The organism is Tabrizicola aquatica (genome assembly GCF_002900975.1).
GTDB classification, from domain to species: Bacteria; Pseudomonadota; Alphaproteobacteria; order Rhodobacterales; family Rhodobacteraceae; genus Tabrizicola; species Tabrizicola aquatica.
The window spans coordinates 1,034,377-1,052,699 of sequence record NZ_PJON01000001.1 but is presented as its reverse complement, the minus strand read 5'-3'; the positions used below and the strand labels follow the sequence as shown (position 1 = coordinate 1,052,699).

The window sequence follows — 18,323 nt, the reverse complement described above, 5'->3', positions numbered from 1 at the left end:
CTTTCGCCCTTCCGCGTGCCATCCGTGCCCGGGCCTGAACCCAGATCGGCGATATGTTCGCTCGCAGATCGACCGTGGGTTCGCCGCGATGGTCTTGGGCGCGAGGGGCAGTTGCCGATGACGTGGATCAATGCGGCGCGCATCGTTGCATGGCAGATGCGGAGGGGAAGAGGACCGCGCCGATGGCCATCGCCACCTTGCCTGCCGATGTAGCACCCGCCCGTCGTGCGACTGGGCGGACCCGCGCCACTCCCGCCACTGAGGCGACCAAGGGCGGGCCCGCAGCATGAGCGTGTTTGCCTGGGCGAACGATCAGTTGCTGCGGATGACCTGGCTGAACGACCTGGTGGGGCAGGGCGTGGTGGCCATCGGGCTGGATCCTGCCTCGCGGCTGGGCGGGTCGGTGCAGTTCTTCGTCTATGACGTGATCAAGATCTTCATCCTTTTGTCGGTGCTGATCTTCGCGATTTCCTGGGTGCAAAGCCATTTCCCGCCGGAGCGCACGCGGGCGATCCTGGGCGGCCGCACCGGGCTGGGCGCCAACACGCTGGCAGCCCTTCTGGGCACGTTGACGCCGTTCTGTTCCTGCTCTTCGATCCCGCTGTTCATCGGCTTTACTGCCGCTGGGTTGCCGCTGGCGGTTACCTTCTCGTTCCTGATCTCGTCGCCGCTGGTCGACCTGGCCTCGGTGATCCTGCTGGCCTCGATCTTCAGCTGGCCAATCGCGCTGGCCTATGTGGCGGTCGGTCTGGTCGTCGCGATCCTGGGCGGCACGCTGATCGGACGGCTGGGGATGGAGGGGCAGGTGGCCGCCTTTGTCCGCAGCGTTCCGGTGACCGGCACGGCCGTCACGCTGACCCGCGGAGAGCGTCTGGCCTATGCCAGGGACCAGGTGGCCGAGATCATCCACCGCGTCTGGCCTTATGTGCTGATCGGCGTGGGCCTGGGTGCGGCGATCCACAACTGGGTGCCGGGCGATCTCATCTCGGCGCTGCTCGGGCAGGACAAGTGGTGGTCGGTGCCGGTGGCGGTGCTGGTCGGCATCCCGATGTACGCCGACATCTTCGGCACCCTGCCCATCGCCGAGGCGCTGGTGGGAAAGGGGGTTGGCCTTGGCACGGTCCTGGCCTTCATGATGGCTGTGACGGCGCTGTCGCTGCCCTCGCTCATCATGCTGAAGCGGGTGGTCGGGATGCCGCTGCTGGCGACCTTTACGGCGGTGGTCACGGCTGGCATCCTGTCGATCGGGCTGATCTTCAACGCGATTTCCCACTGGTTCAGCTAGGAAAGGACCATGCCATGATCATCAAGATCCTTGGATCTGGCTGCAAGAAATGCATCGCCCTGGGCGAAAATGCCAAGGCAGCGGCCGCCGCGGCGGGCAAGATGGCCGAGATCGTCAAGGTCACGGATTTTGCCGAGATCGCACGTTATGGTGTCATGTCCACGCCGGGCCTGGTGGTGGACGAACGGCTGGTCTCTTCGGGCCGGGTGCTGACGGCGGACGAGATCGGAAAGCTGCTGTGACGGAGTACCGCGTCGCGGCGCGCCGCATTGATGCGCACGGCAGCTTGGCCCGCGCCAAGGCGGCCGAGGTGGTGCTGGACACCGAACTGGCCGGGCGGCAGGATGCGATGAACCCGGTCGAGTTGCTGCTGTCGGCCCTGGCCGCCTGCATGCTGAAGGGGATCGAGCGGGTCATACCCATGCTGCACTTCCAGCTTTCGGGCGCCGAGGTCCGGCTGGAGGCGCTGCGCCAGGACGCGCCGCCCAAGCTGACGCTGATCCGCTATGAGATCCTTGTGGACAGCCCCGAGACCGACCAGCGGCTGGACCTTCTGCACCGCAACATCCTGAAATACGGGACGATCTCGAACACGCTGGCTGCTGCCGTGCCGCTGGAGGGCACGCTGCGCCGCGCGGGCGGCTGACATGCGCCAGTCGGGCCAGGGCCCTCGTGGTCAGCTGCGCAGGATGAAACCGCGCGCCAGGTGGTTGCGGAAGATCCAGATCATCGCGATCCCCGGCACCAGCGAGAGGCAGGTCATCGCCATCACCGGGCCGATGTCGGTCTGAAAGCCGAACATCGCATTGATCGCCATGGTGATCGGCTTGCCGGCGGTCACGGTCAGGATGCGGGCAAACACCACCTCGACCCAGCTGAAGATGAAGCAGAAGAAGGCCGCGACCCCCAGCCCCGGCGCGATCTGCGGGATCAGGAAGCGGAAGAAGAAGGCCGGGAAGGACCAGCCGTCCAGGAACACCGTCTCGTCATACTCGCGCGGGACCGAGCGGATGAAGCTTTCCAGAATCCAGATCGTGACCGGCAGGTTGAACAGGCAATGCACCAGCGCGATCCCAAGCGGCGAGTTCACCAGCCCAAGGTGCGAAAACAGGATGAAGATCGGCAGCGACAGGACGACCGGCGGTGTGACGCGAAAGACCAGGATCAGAAGCAGGAAATGCCGGTCGCCGATGAAACTGTAGCGCGCCAGTGCATAGGCGGCCGGCAGTCCGACGGCCAGGCACAGCGCCACATTGACCAGCACATAGGTGATCGAATTGCCGATGGCTGCGCGCAACTCGGGGTCGGCAAGGACCGCGAGGTAGTTGGCCAGCGCGATCTCGCCCGGTTCGGCCCCCGGTTTGGGCAGGGTGACGGTGAAACTGAGGATCACCGCCTGGGTCAGGGGCAGAAGGATGAAAACGGCCAGCGCCAGGAAGCCAAGGATGCGGGTCATGCGCTGGGCTCGCGGCGCATGGCAACGACGAAGGCCCAGACGGCGGCCAGCACGATCAGGAAATACAGCGTCGCGCGGGCGGCGGCCTGGCCATAGGAAAAGCCCTTGATCTCTTCCCCCAACTCGATCGACAGGAAGCGGGTCGCATCATGCGGGCCGCCCGCGTTGATCGCGAAAGCCTCGGTATAGATCATGAAGCTGTCGACAAAGCGCAAGAGGAGGACGATCCCCAGCGCGCGGGTGATGCGCGGCAGTTCGATATGGCGGAAGATGGCCCAGCGGGAAGCGCCGTCGATGGCGGCGGCCTGCCGGTAGGCGGGCGGGATGGCGGAGAGGCCGGCATAGGCCAGGACCACGACGAGGCCGATCCAGTGCCAGGTGTCGACGGCCAGCAGAAGCGCCCAGGTATGGACCGCCGTCGCCTTGTAGTCGAAGCCGGTCGCCAGGACGGCGGGGCCCAGGAGGCCGGTGTCCTTGTCGATCAGCCCCAGCCACAGCATCGGGATCATGTTCCACGGCACGACCAGCGGGATCGCGCACAGCATCAAGCCCCAGACCGCACCCCGGCCGCAGGTGATCAGGAAGCGTGCGATGACCAGTCCCAGCGGGATCTGGATTGCCAGCACCAGCCCCGCGAACAGAAGGCTGCGGCCCAGTGAGGCAAGGAAGCGGTCCGATCCCAGGATATCGGCGAACCACTCCACCCCCACCCAGTGGATGTCGGCCAGCGAGAAGATGTCGTGGAAGCCGTAGTTTACGACGGCCAAAAGCGGCAGGAGGCCGACGACAGCGAGGAGCGCCAGCGCCGGAAGTAGAAGCAGCCAGGCCCGGTTGTCATGCGGCGGCATGGAGCGCGTCCAGAAGCTGCCCCTCGCTCAGCGCGACCGGGTTGCCCTGCATCGAGGACGAGGTCAGCGCCGCCGAAGCGATCCTGGGGAACAGCACAGGGTCCACGCCTTGTGCGACAAGGCCGGGCAGGCCGGCAGCCTTGGCCCAGCCTGCCAGCGTTGCGGTCGCCGTGTCGCGGGTACCGCCCAGGGTCGCGGCGATATGGTCCAGCACAAGGTCCAGCCGCGCGGCAGTCTCGCCCGTGGCCACCGCCCGGTTCAGCCGCAGGATCGGGGACAGGAGCGCGCCGCAAACCGCCCCATGCGGCGCGGGGGAAAGACCGCCGATCACGCCGGCCAGCCCATGCACCGCGCCAAGGCCGGAGTTGGCCAGAGCCAGCCCGCCCGACAGGCTGACCCAGGCCAGCGCGTCGCGGGCCTGCGGGTCCTCGGCCTGCATCAGCCGGGCCAGCGCCGCCAGTCCCTGCGGGATCGCAGGGGCGGCGATGGCGTCGGTGAAGGGGGTTGCCTTGCGGCTGACGAAGGGCTCGATCACCTGGGTCACCGCGTCAAGGCCCGAGGCCAGGGTGGTCGCGCGGGGAGTTCCATCGGTCAGGGCCGGGTCCACGATGGCCAGTCGCGCCAGCATCCGGTCATCGCGCAGGCTGACCTTGCGGCCGTGGTCAGGCAGGCCGATGACCGCGTTCTTCGTCGCCTCGGCCCCGGTGCCGGCTGTGGTGGGCAGCGCGATGAAGGGCAAGGGCGGGGCGGAGAGGGGCAGGGCGCGGCCCACAACCTCCAGATGGTCCATCGGGCCGCCGGGGGCCGGGATCAGCGCGGCCAAAGCCTTGCCCAGGTCCAGCGCGGCGCCGCCGCCGATGGCGGCAACCCAGTCGGGGCGGAAGGGACGGGCAGCCTCCTGCGACGCAACCAGCATTGGCAGGTCCGGCTCGCCCGGGCAGGGCAGGGCAAGGGTGATGGCCCCGGCCTCCTCCAGCGCCTCGATCAGCCAGCGGGCGCGGGCCGGCTTTGCGCCATGCACCACCAGCCCGCGCGGGCCAAAGGCGCGGATCAGGCCCGGCGCGCGCGCGGCCTCGCCCCGGCCAAACAGGATGCGGCCGGGGGCGGCGATGGCGAAGGGGGTCATACGCTCATCGTCGCGGCGACGGCGCGGCCCCAGCGGGCGTATTTCGCGTCGCGGGTGGCGGCGTCCATGGCCGGGGTAAAGCGCCGCTCCAACGCCCAGGATTTCTGGAACTCGGCCGGGGCGGGGCAGATCCCGGCCTTGAGGCCGGCCAGATAGGCCGCGCCAAGGGCCGTCGTCTCGGTCACCACGGGGCGGTCCACCGGCGCGCCCAGGATGTCGGACAGGAACTGCATAGCCCAGTCGCTGGCCGTCATCCCGCCATCGACGCGCAGGATGCCGTCCGCCCCCGCCCCCCAGTCCGAGCGCATCGCCTCCAAAAGGTCGCGGGTCTGGTAGCCCACGCTTTCCAGCGCCGCCTTGGCCAGTTCCGCCGGGCCGGAATTCCGGGTCAGCCCATAGACCGCGCCCCGGCAGTCCGGCCGCCAATAGGGTGCGCCAAGGCCGGTGAAGGCGGGGACCAGCACCACGTCCTGCGCGGGGTCGGCGGCATCGGCCAGGGGCTGCGTCTCCTTCGCCTCGCGGATGATCTTGAGGCCGTCGCGCAGCCACTGGACCACCGCGCCCGCGATGAAGATCGAGCCTTCCAGCGCGTAGGTGGTCTTGCCGTCCAGCCGGTAGGCGATGGTGGTGAGCAGGCGGTTCGTCGAGGGGACCATGTCCGTCCCGGTGTTCAAAAGCGCAAAGCAGCCGGTGCCGTAGGTCGATTTCATCATGCCGGGGCTGAAACAGGCCTGGCCCACGGTCGCGGCCTGCTGGTCGCCTGCGACGCCCAGGATCGGAATCTCGCGCCCAAAAAGATCGGCGCGGGTGGTGCCGTAGAAGGCGGCGCAGTCGCGCACCTCGGGCAGAAGGGAGAGGGGAATGTCGAGCAGCGCGCAGATCTCGGTATCCCATTCGCCCTTGGCGATGTTGTAGACCAGGGTGCGGGCGGCGTTGGTGGCATCGGTAGCATGGGTGCGGCCGCCGGTCAGCTTCCAGATCAGGAACGTGTCAACCGTGCCGAAGGCAAGCTCCCCCCGCTTGGCCCGATCCCGCGCGCCGGGGACGTTGTCCAGAAGCCACTTGATCTTGGTGCCCGAGAAATAGGGGTCGAGCAGCAACCCGGTTCGGGCGGTCAGCATCGGCTCGTGCCCCGCCTGTTTCAGTGCGGTGCAGGTGTCGGCGGTGCGGCGGTCCTGCCAGACGATGGCGCGGTGGATCGGTTCGCCGGTCGCGCGGTCCCAGATCAGCGTGGTCTCGCGCTGGTTGGTGATGCCGATGGCGGCGATGTCGGTGGCGGCGATCCCGGCCTTTTCGATGGCCGCGCGGGCGGTGCCGGCGACCGTGGACCACAGGTCCGAGGGGTCATGCTCCACCCAGCCCGAGGCGGGGTAGTGCTGCGGAAACTCTTCCTGCGCGACGGCCTTCACCCGGAGGCCTGCGTCGAACAGGATCGCGCGTGACGAGGTGGTGCCCTGGTCGATGGCAAGGATATGGGTCATGGCCGGTCCGGTGCTTTCGTCTGTCTGGCAAAGAAACTGGTCCCGGCACAGCGAGGAGCGCAAGCGGGTCAGTGCCTTTGCAAGAAAGAGGGGGGCGGGCGCCCGGTGGACGCCCGCCCGAAGGGATCAGCCCTGCTGCCAGGACTTGATCAGCTCGTCATAGGAAATCGTCTCGCCCTGGGGCTTTTCGTTTTCCAGCTTGCCGACCGGGGCGCCCGGCTCGTCCAGCCAGACTTGCGGGTCCTGCGGCTCGTTCAGCTTCGGACCGATGTCGCCCTGGACGCCGGCGCGCTCCAGACGCTCCAGCACCTTTTCCTGCTCTTCGCACAGGGCATCAAGCGCCTCCTGCGGGGTTTTGGCCCCTGACATGGCGTCGCCGATGTTCTGCCACCACAGCTGTGCCAGCTTCGGATAGTCCGGCACGTTGGTCCCCGTCGGCGACCACTGGACACGGGCGGGCGAGCGGTAGAACTCGACCAGACCGCCCAGCTTGGGGGCGCGTTCGGTGAAGGATTCGTGCTGGATCGTCGACTCGCGGATGAAGGTCAGGCCGACGTGGCTTTTCTTCACGTCCACGGTCTTGGAGGTGACGAACTGGGCATAAAGCCAGGCCGCCTGGGCACGGTCGACCGGGGTCGATTCCATCAGCGTCCAGGAACCGGCGTCCTGGTAGCCGACCTTCATGCCGTCCTGCCAGTAGGCGCCGTGCGGCGAGGGGGCCATGCGCCACTTGGGCGTGCCGTCCTCGTTCATCACGGGCAGACCTTCCTTGACCATGTCGGCGGTGAAGGCGGTGTACCAGAACATCTGCTGGGCGATGTTGCCCTGCGCCGGAACCGGGCCCGCTTCGCCGAAGGTCATGCCCTGGGCTTCCGGGGGCGTGTACTTCTGCAGCCACTCGATCGCCTTGGTCACGGCATAGACCGCCGCCGCGTCGTTGGTCGCGCCACCGCGCGCCACGCAAGAACCGACGGGCTGCGAGTTCTCGTTGACGCGGATGCCCCATTCGTCGACCGGCAGGCCGTTCGGCTCACCCACGTCGCCCATGCCGGCCATCGACATCCACGCGTCGGTGTAGCGCCAGCCAAGCGAGGGGTCCTTCTTGCCGTAGTCCATGTTGCCATAGACGCCGGAAGCCGGGCCGCCGGCATAGGACATGTCGCGGCCGGTGAAGAACTCGGCGATGTCCTCGTAGGCGGACCAGTTCAGCGGGACGCCCAGGTCATAGCCATACTTGGCCTTGAAGTCGTCCTTGGTCTTCTGGTCGTTGAACCAGTCGTAGCGGAACCAGTAGAGGTTGGCGAACTGCTGGTCGGGCAGCTGGTAGACCTTGCCATCCGGGCCGGTGGTGAACTTCAGCCCGATGAAGTCGTTCATGTCGAGGTTCGGGTTGGTCACGGCCGCGCCGTCGCCGGCCATCCAGTCGGTCAGGTTGCGGGCCTGCTGATAGCGCCAGTGGGTGCCGATCAGGTCAGAGTCGTTGATGTAGGCGTCATAGATGTTTTCGCCCGACTGCATCTGCGTCTGCAGCTTTTCCACCACGTCGCCTTCGCCGATCAGGTCATGGGTGACCTTGATCCCGGTGATCGCCTCGAACGCCGGGGCCAGCACCTTGGCTTCGTATTCGTGGGTGGTGATGGTTTCCGAGACGACCTTGATCTCCATGCCCGCATAGGGCTTGGCGGCGTCGATGAACCACTGCATCTCGGCTTCCTGCGCGGCGCGGTCCAGCGTCGACAGTTCGCCGATTTCCGCATCAAGGAAGGCTTTCGCCGCCTCGATGTCGGCCCAGGCCGGGGCCTGCATGGCCATCAGGGCCAGTGCCATGGCGGTTGCGGTTGAACGAAGTCTCATGCGTGTTCCTCCCAGAATGTTGAGACGTTTCGATTTATTGCCGGGCAGGTCGCCTCTGCCCGGGTCGTGCCTTGCCCGGCGTCAGACCCAGCGAAAGACCGCTGCGGCATAGACGAGGCAAAGGATGGTCGCGCCCCAAAGCAGGTCGGGGCCGGCGAAGAACAGCCAGGCCAGATGGATGAAGGCCGAGCCGAGAAGCGTGATGAACAGCCGGTCGCCGCGCGTCGTCTCGATCCGCAGGATGCCAGTGCGCGGCGTTTCGGGAAAGCGGATTGCGAGCAGCGTGAACAGGATCAACAGGCAGGCGATGCAGTAGAAGAACAGCGCCACCGGGAAGGTCCAGGCCATCCAGCCGCCGGGGATCATCGGGGCAAACCAGTCGATGCCGTCCTCGCTTCGCGGGGTGGCATAGATCAGCGCGGCCAGGATCGCGGCCATGGTTCCAAAGGTGAGCACATAGATGGTGGTCCAGCGGGACGCGGTCATGTCACACCCTTCCCAGGGCAAAGCCCTTGGCGATGTAGTTGCGGACAAAGTAGATCACCAGCGCGCCGGGGATGATGGTCAGGACCCCGGCGGCGGCCAGTACGCCCCAGTCCATGCCGCTGGCCGAAACGGTGCGGGTCATGGTGGCCGCGATCGGCTTGGCGTTGACCGAGGTCAGCGTGCGGGAAAGCAGCAGTTCCACCCACGAGAACATGAAGCAGAAGAAGGCCGCGACCCCGATCCCGCTGGCGATCAGCGGCATGAAGATCTTCACGAAGAACTTCGGAAAGCTGTAGCCGTCGATATAGGCGGTCTCGTCGATCTCTTTCGGGACCCCGCGCATGAAGCCTTCCAGGATCCAGACCGCCAGCGGCACGTTGAACAGGCAATGCGCCAGTGCGACGGCGATATGGGTGTCGAACAGCCCGACCGAGGAGTAAAGCTGGAAGAAGGGCAGGGCGAACACGGCCGGCGGGGCCATGCGGTTGGTCAAGAGCCAGAAGAACAGGTGCTTGTCGCCCATGAAGCTGTAGCGGCTGAAGGCATAGGCCGCCGGCAGCGCCACGGTCAGCGAAATCACCACGTTCATCGTGACGTAGATGATCGAGTTGACATAGCCCATGTACCAGGACGGGTCCGTCAGGATCGTCACATAGTTCTGGATCGTGAAATTGGCCGGGAACAGCGTGAAGGTCGACGTGATCTCGGTGTTGGTCTTGAAGCTCATGTTCACCAGCCAGTAGATCGGCACCAGCAGGAACAGGAGATACAGCGTCATTACAAAGGCAGAGCCGCGTAGCCGCATGTTACTTGCCCTCCTCTTTGTCGAGATTGGTCATCACGGTGTAGAACACCCAGGACACCAGCAGGATCACCAGGAAGTACATGATCGAGAAGGCGGCCGCGGGCCCAAGGTCGAACTGTCCGATGGCCATCTTCACCAGGTCGATGGACAGGAAGGTGGTCGAGTTGCCGGGGCCGCCGCCGGTCACGACGAAGGGCTCGGTATAGATCATGAAGCTGTCCATGAAGCGCAGCAGCACCGCGATCAGAAGGACGCCCGCCATCTTCGGCAGCTCGATATAGCGGAACACGGCCCAGCGGCTGGCCTGGTCAACCCGCGCCGCCTGGTAATAGGCGTTGGGGATGGATTGCAGGCCCGCATAGCACAAGAGCGCGACAAGGCTGGTCCAGTGCCAGACATCCATCACGATCACGGTGATCCAGGCGTCGATGGGGTCGCTGACATAGTTGTAGTCAAAGCCCAACTCGGCCAGGTAATGCCCCAGCAGCCCGATGTCGACGCGGCCGAAGATCTGCCAGATCGTGCCGACCACGTTGAAGGGGATCAGCAAGGGCAGCGCCATCAGCACCAGGCAGACGCTGGCCCAGAAGCCCTTCTTCGGCATGTTCAGCGCGATGTAGATGCCAAGCGGCACCTCGATCGCCAGGATGATGGCGGAAAACAGGATCTGCCGCCCCAACGCCTCGTGCAGGCGGGAGGAGGTGACCATCTCCTCGAACCAGACGAGGCCCTGCCAGAAGAATTCGTTGTTCCCGAAGGTGTCGTTCACCGCATAGTTGACGACCGTCATCAAGGGCAGGATGGCCGAGAAGGCGACCACGACCAGGACCGGCAGGACCAGGAACCAGGCCTTGTTGTTCTGCGTCTTGTCCATCAGGCAGCCCCCCCGGCCGGTGCGACGCGCCAGTCGTCGGCGTATACGTTGATGCGGTCCGGCGTGAAGCGGACATGGGTCAGCGAGGCGCCGACGGGCATCCCCTCGGGCGCGATGACGCTGACCATCTGGCCCGCGACCTCGCCCCGGACGATGCGGTGGCGGCCCACATCCTCGACCCGGCGGATGGTGATCGGCAGCCCGTCGCCCTCGGTCAGGACGGCGTATTCCGGGCGGATGCCGATCTGGGTGCGGCCCGTAATTGGCCCATAGGCCGCACCCAGCGGGACAGCGGCGCCTTGCAGGTGCGCGGTGCTGCCCCGGATCTCGGCCGGCAGAAGGTTCATGCCGGGCGAGCCGATGAAATAGCCGACGAAGGTATGCGCCGGGGTCTCGAACAATTCCTCCGGCGTGCCCATCTGCACGACGCGGCCGTCATACATCACGACCACCTTGTCGGCGAAGGTCAGCGCCTCGGTCTGGTCATGGGTGACGTAGATCATCGTATGACCGAACTCGCGGTGCAGCTGTTTCAGCTGCGTCCGCAACTCCCACTTCATGTGCGGGTCGATCACGGTCAGGGGTTCGTCGAAGAGGATCGCGTTCACGTCCTCGCGCACCATGCCCCGCCCAAGGCTGATCTTCTGCTTGGCATCCGCCGTCAGACCGCGCGCCTTGCGGTCAAGGGTTGCCTCCATCCCGATCATCCGGGCGATCTGGTCCACGCGCCGCGCGATATAGGCGGCATCCTTGCCCCGGTTCCGCAGGGGAAAGGCCAGGTTGTCGCGCACGGTCATCGTGTCGTAGACGACCGGGAACTGGAACACCTGGGCGATGTTGCGCTCGGCCGTCTCGGCCTCGGTCACGTCGCGGTCGCCGAACAGGACCCGGCCCTGGCTGGGTTTCAAGAGGCCCGAGATGATGTTCAGAAGCGTGGTCTTGCCGCAGCCCGACGATCCCAGCAGCGCATAGGCCCCGCCGTCCTGCCAGACATGGTCCATTTCCTTCAGCGCGTAGTCCTGCTCGCCCTTGGGGGTGGCCAGGTAGCTGTGCGCCAGGTTCTTGAGGGTGATCTGTGCCATCGGTCAGGCCGCCATCGCATAGCCGGCGGGCGCGGCAAGCCGGCCCTCGGCGTCGAAGATGTAGACATGGGTCGGGTCCAGCCAGACGCTGACCTCGGCCCCGGCGGTCAGGTCGTGGACGCCGTGGACCAGCCCGACCCAGCGGTCGGAGCCATGCGTCAGATGCAGGAAGGTCTCGGACCCGGTGATCTCGGTCACGCCCAGGGTGCAGCGGAATTCGACCGCGGTGCCGGAATGGGTGTTCAGATGCAGATGGTTCGCGCGGAACCCGGCGGTGTAGCGGCCGTCGGGCAGGGCGGCAAAGGCGCCATCGGCCGGGGCATTGGCGGTGCCGCCAAAGTTCATGCGGTGGCCTTCCTTGAAGCACGAGACGAAGTTCATCGGCGGGTCGCTGAACACCCGCGCGGTGGTGGCGTCGGCCGGCTGGCGATAGACGGTGGGCGTGGGGCCGAACTGGGTCACGCGGCCCTCCCACAAGGTGGCGGTATTACCGCCCAGCAGCAGCGCCTCTTCCGGTTCGGTCGTGGCATAGACGAAGATCGCGCCCGATTCCTCGAAGATCCGGGGGATTTCGGCGCGGAGTTCCTCACGCAGCTTGTAGTCCAGGTTGGCCAGGGGCTCGTCCAGCAGGACCAGGCCTGCGTCCTTGACCAGCGCCCGCGCCAAAGCGCACCGCTGCTGCTGGCCGCCCGAAAGCTCCAGCGGCTTGCGGGCCAGCATCGGGGTCAGCTTCAGCATCTCGGCCGTGGCGCGCACGGCGCGGTCGATCTCGGCCCGGTCCTTGCCCATCAGGCGCAGGGGCGAGGCGATGTTGTCATAGACCGACATGGCCGGATAGTTGATGAACTGCTGGTAGACCATCGCCACCTTGCGGTCCTGCACCCGGACCCCGGTCACATCCTGCCCGTGCCATTTCAGCCGCCCGGTCGTGGGTGCATCCAGCCCCGCCATCAGCCGCATCAGCGAGGTCTTGCCCGACGAGGTCGGTCCCAAAAGCACGTTCATCGTGCCTTTTTCCAGCGTCAGGGTCGTGGGCTGGATATGCACCTGCCCCTTCACGACCCGGCTTACGGCCTGCAATTCAAGCGCCACTAAACTCCCCCCTTATTCGGCCGCGGGGCTGACTGCCCCGTGGGCCGTGGCGCTGGCCATGAAGGCGTCCAGCGCGTCGATCTGCTCCTTGGTCAGCCGCAGCCCCAGCTTGGTGCGCCGCCAGACCACATCCGCCGCAGCACGGGCAAATTCGTGGGCCATCAGCCAGCGCACCTCGGCCTCGGTCAGCGTCGCGCCGAAGTCGCGGCCCAGGTCGGCAGCACTGCGGGCATTGCCCAGCACCGCCTCGGCCTCGGAGCCATAGGCCCGGATCAGGCGACCGGCCCAGAACTCGGTCAGGAAGGGGAAGCGCCCCTTCAGCCGTTCGGTCAGCGCCGCCACCCCGTCATGCGGGAAATCGCCGCCGGGCAGGGGGACGCGGGCCGTCCAGGGCCCCTTGGCCTGCGGGAAGAACGGCGCGAGTTTCTCCAGCGCGCTTTCCGCCAGACGCCGGTAGGTGGTGATCTTGCCGCCGAACACGTTGAGAAGCGGCGCGCCGGTCTGGTCCAGCGACAGAACATAGTCCCGCGTTGCCGCCGTGGCCGACTTGGCACCGTCGTTATACAGGGGCCGGACGCCGGAATAGGTCCAGACCACGTCGTCCTTTGTCACCGGCTTGGCGAAATACTGGCTGGCGAAGGCCAGAAGGTAATCGCGTTCCTCATCGCTGCAGACCGCATCCTTCGGCGCGCCCTGGTGGTCCTTGTCGGTGGTGCCGATCAGGGTGAAATCCTGCTCGTACGGGATCGCAAAGATGATCCGCCCGTCGGTGCCCTGGAAGAAGTAGCAGCGGTCGTGGTCGTACAGCTTCTTCGTGACGATATGCGACCCCCGCACCAGCCGCACCCCTTCGGTCGAGTTGATGCGCGCCACGTTGCGGATCACATCCTCGACCCAGGGGCCACCGGCGTTGACCAGGGCGCGGGCGTGGTGGGTCTGGCGGCCGTCCGGGCCTTCGGTCACGATCTCCCACTGGTCGCCTGCGCGACTGGCCGAGGTGACGCGGGTCCGCGTCAGCACCGTCGCGCCCCGCTGGGCGGCGTCGCGGGCGTTCAGCGAGACCAGCTTGGAATCCTCGACCCAGCAGTCGGAATATTCATAGGCCTTGGCGAAGCGGTCCTGCAGCGGGCGTCCGGCCGCATCGCGCGTCAGGTCCAGCGTGCGCGTCGCGGGCAGGATCTTGCGGCCGCCAAGGGTGTCGTACAGGAACAGCCCCAGCCGGATCAGCCAGGCCGGGCGGCGACCCTTCATCCAGGGCATCACCCGCGACAGCAGCCGCCCGGTGGGGGTGTCCCCTTCAAACCGCATGTCGGGGTGATAGGGCAGGACAAAGCGCATCGGCCAGCTGATATGCGGCATGGCGACCAGAAGCGTCTCCCGCTCCTCCAGTGCCTCACGCACCAGACGGAATTCGAAATACTCCAGATAGCGCAGCCCGCCGTGGAAAAGCTTGGTCGATGCGGAAGAGGTGGCCTGCGCCAGGTCCCCCTGTTCGGCCAGCACCACCGACAAGCCGCGGCCGGTGGCGTCGCGGGCGATGCCACAGCCATTGATGCCGCCACCGATGATGAAGAGGTCGGCCACATCGGGCCTGGTCTTCGTTGTCACGCCAGTCTCCTCCCTGGTGGCGCGAGGTTGAAACGAATCGCGCCGCACCGTCAATCCTGTTTTTTCGTTTATGCGCGCTTTCTATAAAAGCGAACATCGGCGCGCAAGTGACGCTAGGTAACTCGCGCATTGCCAAGGGCTTGCGCCCCAAGCGCGCAAATTCGCGCCGCAACGCAGCGTCAGGGCGCTTTGCGGCTGCGGCAACTTTTCCCGCTTGATCGCCGGGGCTGGTCTCGCGAAACTGCGCGATCACGGGCGAACGAAAAGGAACGCGCATGGCGCTGAGTTTCCGGCAGACCGAGATCATGGAGATCGCCCGCGCCGAGGGCCGGGTGATGGTCGAGGATCTGGCCCAAAGGTTCGACGTCACCTTGCAGACCATCCGCCGCGACCTGTCGGAACTGGCCGACATGGGGCATCTTGATCGCGTCCACGGCGGGGCGGTGCCACGGACGGGGGTGGCCAACCTGGGCTACGAACAGCGCCGCCGGATGAACGAGACCGCAAAGGCCGCCATCGCGCGGGCCTGTGCGGCGGCGATCCCGGAAAATTCCTCGCTGATCATGAACCTGGGCACCACGACCGAGGCGGTGGCACAAGAATTGCTGACCCACCGCAACATCACCGTGGTGACGAACAACATGAACGTGGCCAATACCTTGGCCGCCAATCCCGGCTGCGAGATCATGGTGGCGGGCGGCGCGCTACGGCGCTCCGACGGGGGGCTGGTGGGAGAGTTGACGACCCAGTTCTTCGAGCAGTTCAAGGTCGACATCGCGGTCATCGGCGCCTCGGCGCTGGACCGAGACGGCGACCTTCTGGACTTTGACCTGGCAGAAGTGCGGGTGTCGAAGGCGATCATCCGACAGGCGCGCAAGGTCTATCTGGTCTGCGACCATTCCAAGCTGGACCGTTCGGCCCCCGCGCGCCTGGCCTCGTTGGCCGAGGTGACGGTGCTGTTCACCGACCAGGCGCTGCCGCAGGAACTGGCGCGGAAATGCGCGGAATGGGGGACCGAGGTCGTGGTGGCGGGCGAGGGGGCGTAAGGTGGGCGCATCGCCCACCTTACGCCCGTCCTTCGACGTCAGCCGCCGTTCTTGGCCAGCCACTCCTGCATCCATTTGATCTCGCCTTCCTGGGCGGCGATGATCGTCTCGGCCAGTTTCTTCACCTCGGGGTCCTGGCCATGCTCCAGCACGACGCGCGCCATCTCGACCGCACCCACGTGGTGGGCGATCATTCCGCGCACGAAGTCCACATCGGCATTGCCCGTGTATTCGATCGCCATCGCGGCATGCATCCGGTCGTTCGCCTCCATGAAGGCCATCGCGGCCGGGCCCTTGTCGCCCATCATCGTGTGGCCCTCGTGGCCCGTCGCCTCTTGCGCGGCGGCGGGAAGGGTCAGGGTCAGGCCAAGGGCAACTGCGGTCAGAATACGGGTCATCGTCGGGTCTCCTGTTGTCGTGATGCGACCGGGATGCCGCCTTCCCCCATGGGAAGGAAAGTCATTTCCGCGTGAAGTTTGGGCAGTGTGCGTCAGGGCAAACCGGGTTGTGCGCCGCGAAACCGCCCTTTGTCTTTCCCCCAGCAGTCCCGGGGGCTATGTTTCCGGCAGGGACAAGGGTGGAATGACGTGAGCCTGTGCAGCCATGGCCGGCGCCCCGTGGTGGGGATCATCGGCAACATCTATTCGATCAACGACCGGTATGAGGTCCATTCCGGCGGCACGATGAACTCGGCCGCAGTGGCGGATGTGGCGGGGTGCCTGCCGCTGATCGTGCCCTCGGACCCGCGCTATGTCTGCGTCAACGAACTGCTGGAGCTGTGCGACGCCTTCCTGCTGACCGGGGGCCGCCCGAACGTTCATCCCAGCGAGTATGGCGAGGAAGAGACCCCCGCCCACGGCGCATTCGACCGGGGCCGGGACGCGATCACGCTGCCGCTGATCCGCGCCTGTGTGGACCGTGGCCAGCCCTTCCTGGGGATTTGCCGGGGGTTTCAAGAGGTGAACGTGGCCCTTGGCGGTACGCTGCACCCGGAAATCCGCGATCTGCCCGGCCGGATGAACCACCGCATGCCGCCCGATGGCACGCTGGAGGAACAGTTCGCGCTGCGCCATGTCGTCAGTTTCACCGAAGGCGGCGTGTTTCACCGCCTGCTTGGCGCGCGTGAGGTGATGACGAACACCCTGCACGGCCAGGGCATCGCCCGTCCCGCGCCCGGGATCGTGATCGACGGCCACGCGCCCGACGGCACGCCCGAAGCGATCTATGTCAAGGACGCACCCGGCTTCACGCTGTCCGTCCAATGGCACCCGGAATGGAACGCCGACAGCGATCCCGTCTCGCGGCCCCTGTTCCAGGCCTTCGGTCAGGCGGCCGCCGACTGGGCGACGCGGCGGGTTCCGGCCGACCGCAAGCGGGCTTGATCAGGATCAGGGCGGCGCGGGCAGGTTCGGGGCAGAGTACACCCCGCCGCACCCAGAGGGCCCGCCGATGCTGATCCTGATCGCCTATGCCACCACCGATGGCCAGACCCGCAAGATTGCCCGCTTTGCCGCCGACCGGCTGGCGGGGCAGGGACACGGGGTCGAACTTCTGAACGTCGAGGATGCCGAGGGGCTGGACCTGTCACGTTTTGACGGGGCGATCCTTGCGGGCTCGCTGCACGCGGGGGGCTACCAGAAGGCGCTCAGCCGCTTTGCAGCGGCGGAACAGGCCCGGCTGGCCAAGATGCCGACGCTGTTCCTGGCGGTATCGCTGTCGGCCGCCGGCAACGATGCCGAGGATTGGGCCGGCCTGAACCGTTGCCTGGCCGACTTCCAGGCCGAAACCGGCTGGACGCCGGGCCGGACGGAACATGTCGCCGGCGCCTTCCGCTTTTCGGAATACGACTTCTTCCGCGCCTGGGCGATGCGCCGGATCGCCGACCAGAAGGGCGAAACGGTCGAGCCTGGCACGGACAAGGAATACACCGATTGGGCTGCGCTGATCCTGGCGCTGGACGGCTGGGCCGCCGGGATCAAAGCGGGCGCAGCTTCAGCCGGATGATCCGGTTTTCCCGCTTTTCCACCACTTCGAAGCGGAACCCGTGAAAGCTGAAGACCTGACCCGCGTTCGGGATCATCTGCGCCTCGTGGATGACCAGGCCGGCGATCGTGTTCGCCTCGTCGTCGGGCAGCCGCCAGTCGGTGGCGCGGTTCAGGTCGCGGATCGTCATCGCGCCATCAACCAGCCAGGCGCCATCCTCGGACGGGGTCAGGCCCGAGTCCTTCTTCACCACGTCGAATTCGTCGGTGATGTCGCCGACGATCTCTTCCAGGATATCCTCAAGCGTGATCAGGCCTTGCAAGGTGCCGTATTCGTCCACCACCAGCGCGAAATGGGTGCGCCGGGCCAGAAACTCGCGCATCTGTTCGTCCAGCGTCGTGGTGTCAGGGATGAAATAGGGCTTCATCGCCACTTTCACGATGTCCAGGGCCCCGATCCCCTGACCCTCTTCGCCTCGGACCAGGCGGTCCACCTCGCGTAGAAGGTCCTTGGCATGGACCACGCCCAGGATGTTGTCGTCGCTGTCCCGGTAGATCGGCAAACGGGTGTGGGGCGAAGCCAGGACGCGGGTGATGATCTCGCCGGGGGGCAGGTCGGCGTCGATCATCTCGACCTGGCGGCGGTGGCGCATGATTTCGTCCACCGTGCGGTGCGACAGGTCCAGCGCGCCCAGCAGGCGGTCGCGGTCCTCTTTCTCCACCGCGCCTTCCGAGTGACCCAGCGCGATCGCCCCGGCGATTTCATCGCGCAAGGCCAGCATCGCGCTGCCCTCGTCGGTCTTCAATCCGAACAGGCGCAACATGCTGCGCACCAGCAGCCGGACCAGCGTGACGATGGGAGAGAAGATCAGGATCAGCACCCGGATGATCGGGGCCACGCGGGTCGCCACGCTTTCGGGGAAAGTGATGGCCACGGTCTTGGGCATTACCTCGCCAAAGATCAGCACCAGCGCGGTCATGCCCAGCGTCGCCAGCGCCACCCCGCTGTCGCCGAAAACCCGCGTAAGCAGCGCCGTCGCCAGCGAGGCCGACAGGATGTTGACGATGTTGTTGCCCAGCAGAAGCGCGCCGATCATTCGCTCGCGGTCCTCGGTCACGACCATCGCCGCCTTGGCCCCGCGCGACCCTCGGTCGGCCTGGGCCTTCAGCTTGCCCCGCGACGCCGCCGTCAGCGCGGTTTCGGAGCCGGAGAAGAAGGCGGACAGCACCAGCAATACCAGGATTGCAGCGGTGGTCAGCCAAAAGGCGGTATCAAGTGCAGCGTCGGGCATAGGCTC

The 18,323-nt window shown here is 66.4% G+C and carries 19 protein-coding genes; 6 read left to right on the top strand and 13 right to left on the bottom strand.

The features are described from left to right. Positions 1-286 precede the first annotated feature (286 nt). From CXR42_RS05150 to CXR42_RS05140, 3 genes are read left to right on the top strand one after another with little or no spacing between them, the layout of a single operon-like run. Positions 287-1,285 carry a permease gene (locus tag CXR42_RS05150; RefSeq protein ID WP_103256388.1) on the top strand — a complete coding sequence of 333 codons (999 nt, stop codon included), beginning with the start codon at positions 287-289 and terminating at the stop codon, positions 1,283-1,285. Between the two features lie 14 nt (positions 1,286-1,299). Further along, a complete protein-coding gene (locus tag CXR42_RS05145; RefSeq protein WP_103256387.1) occupies positions 1,300-1,527 on the top strand; it encodes a thioredoxin family protein in 228 nt (75 codons plus the stop codon). Further along, on the top strand, positions 1,524-1,931 hold the full coding sequence (locus tag CXR42_RS05140; protein WP_103256386.1) for an OsmC family protein: 408 nt from the start codon (positions 1,524-1,526) through the stop codon (positions 1,929-1,931). The genes CXR42_RS05145 and CXR42_RS05140 overlap by 4 nt, the downstream gene beginning before the upstream one ends. Positions 1,932-1,961: 30 nt before the next feature. On the opposite strand, the gene CXR42_RS05135 is transcribed toward CXR42_RS05140, so the two are convergent. From CXR42_RS05135 to glpD, 11 genes are all read right to left on the bottom strand, one after another. Then, positions 1,962-2,741 carry a carbohydrate ABC transporter permease gene (locus tag CXR42_RS05135; protein WP_103256385.1) on the bottom strand — a complete coding sequence of 260 codons (780 nt, stop codon included), beginning with the start codon at positions 2,739-2,741 and terminating at the stop codon, positions 1,962-1,964. Continuing rightward, positions 2,738-3,589 (bottom strand): carbohydrate ABC transporter permease, encoded by an 852-nt coding sequence (locus tag CXR42_RS05130; protein WP_103256384.1) that lies wholly within the window; start codon positions 3,587-3,589, stop codon positions 2,738-2,740. The genes CXR42_RS05135 and CXR42_RS05130 overlap by 4 nt, the downstream gene beginning before the upstream one ends. Beyond that, positions 3,576-4,715, bottom strand: a complete 1,140-nt coding sequence (locus CXR42_RS05125; protein WP_103256383.1) for an iron-containing alcohol dehydrogenase — start codon at positions 4,713-4,715, stop codon at positions 3,576-3,578. The genes CXR42_RS05130 and CXR42_RS05125 overlap by 14 nt, the downstream gene beginning before the upstream one ends. After that, positions 4,712-6,196 carry a glycerol kinase GlpK gene (gene glpK, locus CXR42_RS05120; RefSeq protein WP_103256382.1) on the bottom strand — a complete coding sequence of 495 codons (1,485 nt, stop codon included), beginning with the start codon at positions 6,194-6,196 and terminating at the stop codon, positions 4,712-4,714. Before glpK ends, CXR42_RS05125 begins: the two co-directional genes overlap by 4 nt. Positions 6,197-6,322: 126 nt before the next feature. After that, a complete protein-coding gene (locus CXR42_RS05115) occupies positions 6,323-8,050 on the bottom strand; it encodes an ABC transporter substrate-binding protein (protein WP_103256381.1) in 1,728 nt (575 codons plus the stop codon). Positions 8,051-8,131: 81 nt separating this feature from the next. After that, positions 8,132-8,536, bottom strand: coding sequence for a DUF2160 domain-containing protein (locus CXR42_RS05110; protein ID WP_180995968.1), 405 nt, complete (start codon positions 8,534-8,536; stop codon positions 8,132-8,134). 1 nt (position 8,537) lies between these two features. Beyond that, a complete protein-coding gene (locus CXR42_RS05105; RefSeq protein ID WP_103256380.1) occupies positions 8,538-9,341 on the bottom strand; it encodes a carbohydrate ABC transporter permease in 804 nt (267 codons plus the stop codon). Position 9,342: 1 nt separating this feature from the next. Continuing rightward, entirely contained in the window at positions 9,343-10,215 is an 873-nt protein-coding gene (locus CXR42_RS05100) for a carbohydrate ABC transporter permease (protein WP_103256379.1), read from the bottom strand. Further along, on the bottom strand, positions 10,215-11,297 hold the full coding sequence (locus tag CXR42_RS05095; RefSeq protein WP_103256378.1) for an ABC transporter ATP-binding protein: 1,083 nt from the start codon (positions 11,295-11,297) through the stop codon (positions 10,215-10,217). Before CXR42_RS05095 ends, CXR42_RS05100 begins: the two co-directional genes overlap by 1 nt. A gap of 3 nt (positions 11,298-11,300) precedes the next feature. Then, positions 11,301-12,389 (bottom strand): ABC transporter ATP-binding protein, encoded by a 1,089-nt coding sequence (locus CXR42_RS05090; protein WP_103256377.1) that lies wholly within the window; start codon positions 12,387-12,389, stop codon positions 11,301-11,303. Positions 12,390-12,401: 12 nt separating this feature from the next. Continuing rightward, the gene (glpD, locus tag CXR42_RS05085) at positions 12,402-13,997 is read right to left on the bottom strand and encodes a glycerol-3-phosphate dehydrogenase (RefSeq protein WP_103256376.1); all 1,596 of its coding nucleotides are present in this window, start codon (positions 13,995-13,997) and stop codon (positions 12,402-12,404) included. A 275-nt stretch (positions 13,998-14,272) separates the two neighbouring features. Here glpD and CXR42_RS05080 point away from each other — a divergent pair, with 275 nt between their 5' ends. Further along, a complete protein-coding gene (locus CXR42_RS05080) occupies positions 14,273-15,043 on the top strand; it encodes a DeoR/GlpR family DNA-binding transcription regulator (RefSeq protein WP_103256375.1) in 771 nt (256 codons plus the stop codon). 38 nt (positions 15,044-15,081) lie between these two features. Here CXR42_RS05080 and copM read toward each other — a convergent pair whose 3' ends face one another. Further along, positions 15,082-15,441 (bottom strand): CopM family metallochaperone, encoded by a 360-nt coding sequence (copM, locus tag CXR42_RS05075; protein ID WP_103256374.1) that lies wholly within the window; start codon positions 15,439-15,441, stop codon positions 15,082-15,084. Positions 15,442-15,630: 189 nt separating this feature from the next. On the opposite strand from copM, the gene CXR42_RS05070 reads away from it, so the two are divergent. Further along, positions 15,631-16,425: a gamma-glutamyl-gamma-aminobutyrate hydrolase family protein gene (locus CXR42_RS05070; RefSeq protein WP_103256373.1), complete on the top strand. Its 795-nt coding sequence runs from the start codon at positions 15,631-15,633 to the stop codon at positions 16,423-16,425. Between the two features lie 67 nt (positions 16,426-16,492). Continuing rightward, positions 16,493-17,047, top strand: a complete 555-nt coding sequence (locus tag CXR42_RS05065; RefSeq protein ID WP_103256372.1) for a flavodoxin domain-containing protein — start codon at positions 16,493-16,495, stop codon at positions 17,045-17,047. Here the strand turns inward: CXR42_RS05065 and CXR42_RS05060 are convergent. Continuing rightward, entirely contained in the window at positions 17,019-18,317 is a 1,299-nt protein-coding gene (locus CXR42_RS05060) for an HlyC/CorC family transporter (protein WP_103256371.1), read from the bottom strand. The genes CXR42_RS05065 and CXR42_RS05060 overlap by 29 nt on opposite strands. Positions 18,318-18,323 lie beyond the last annotated feature (6 nt).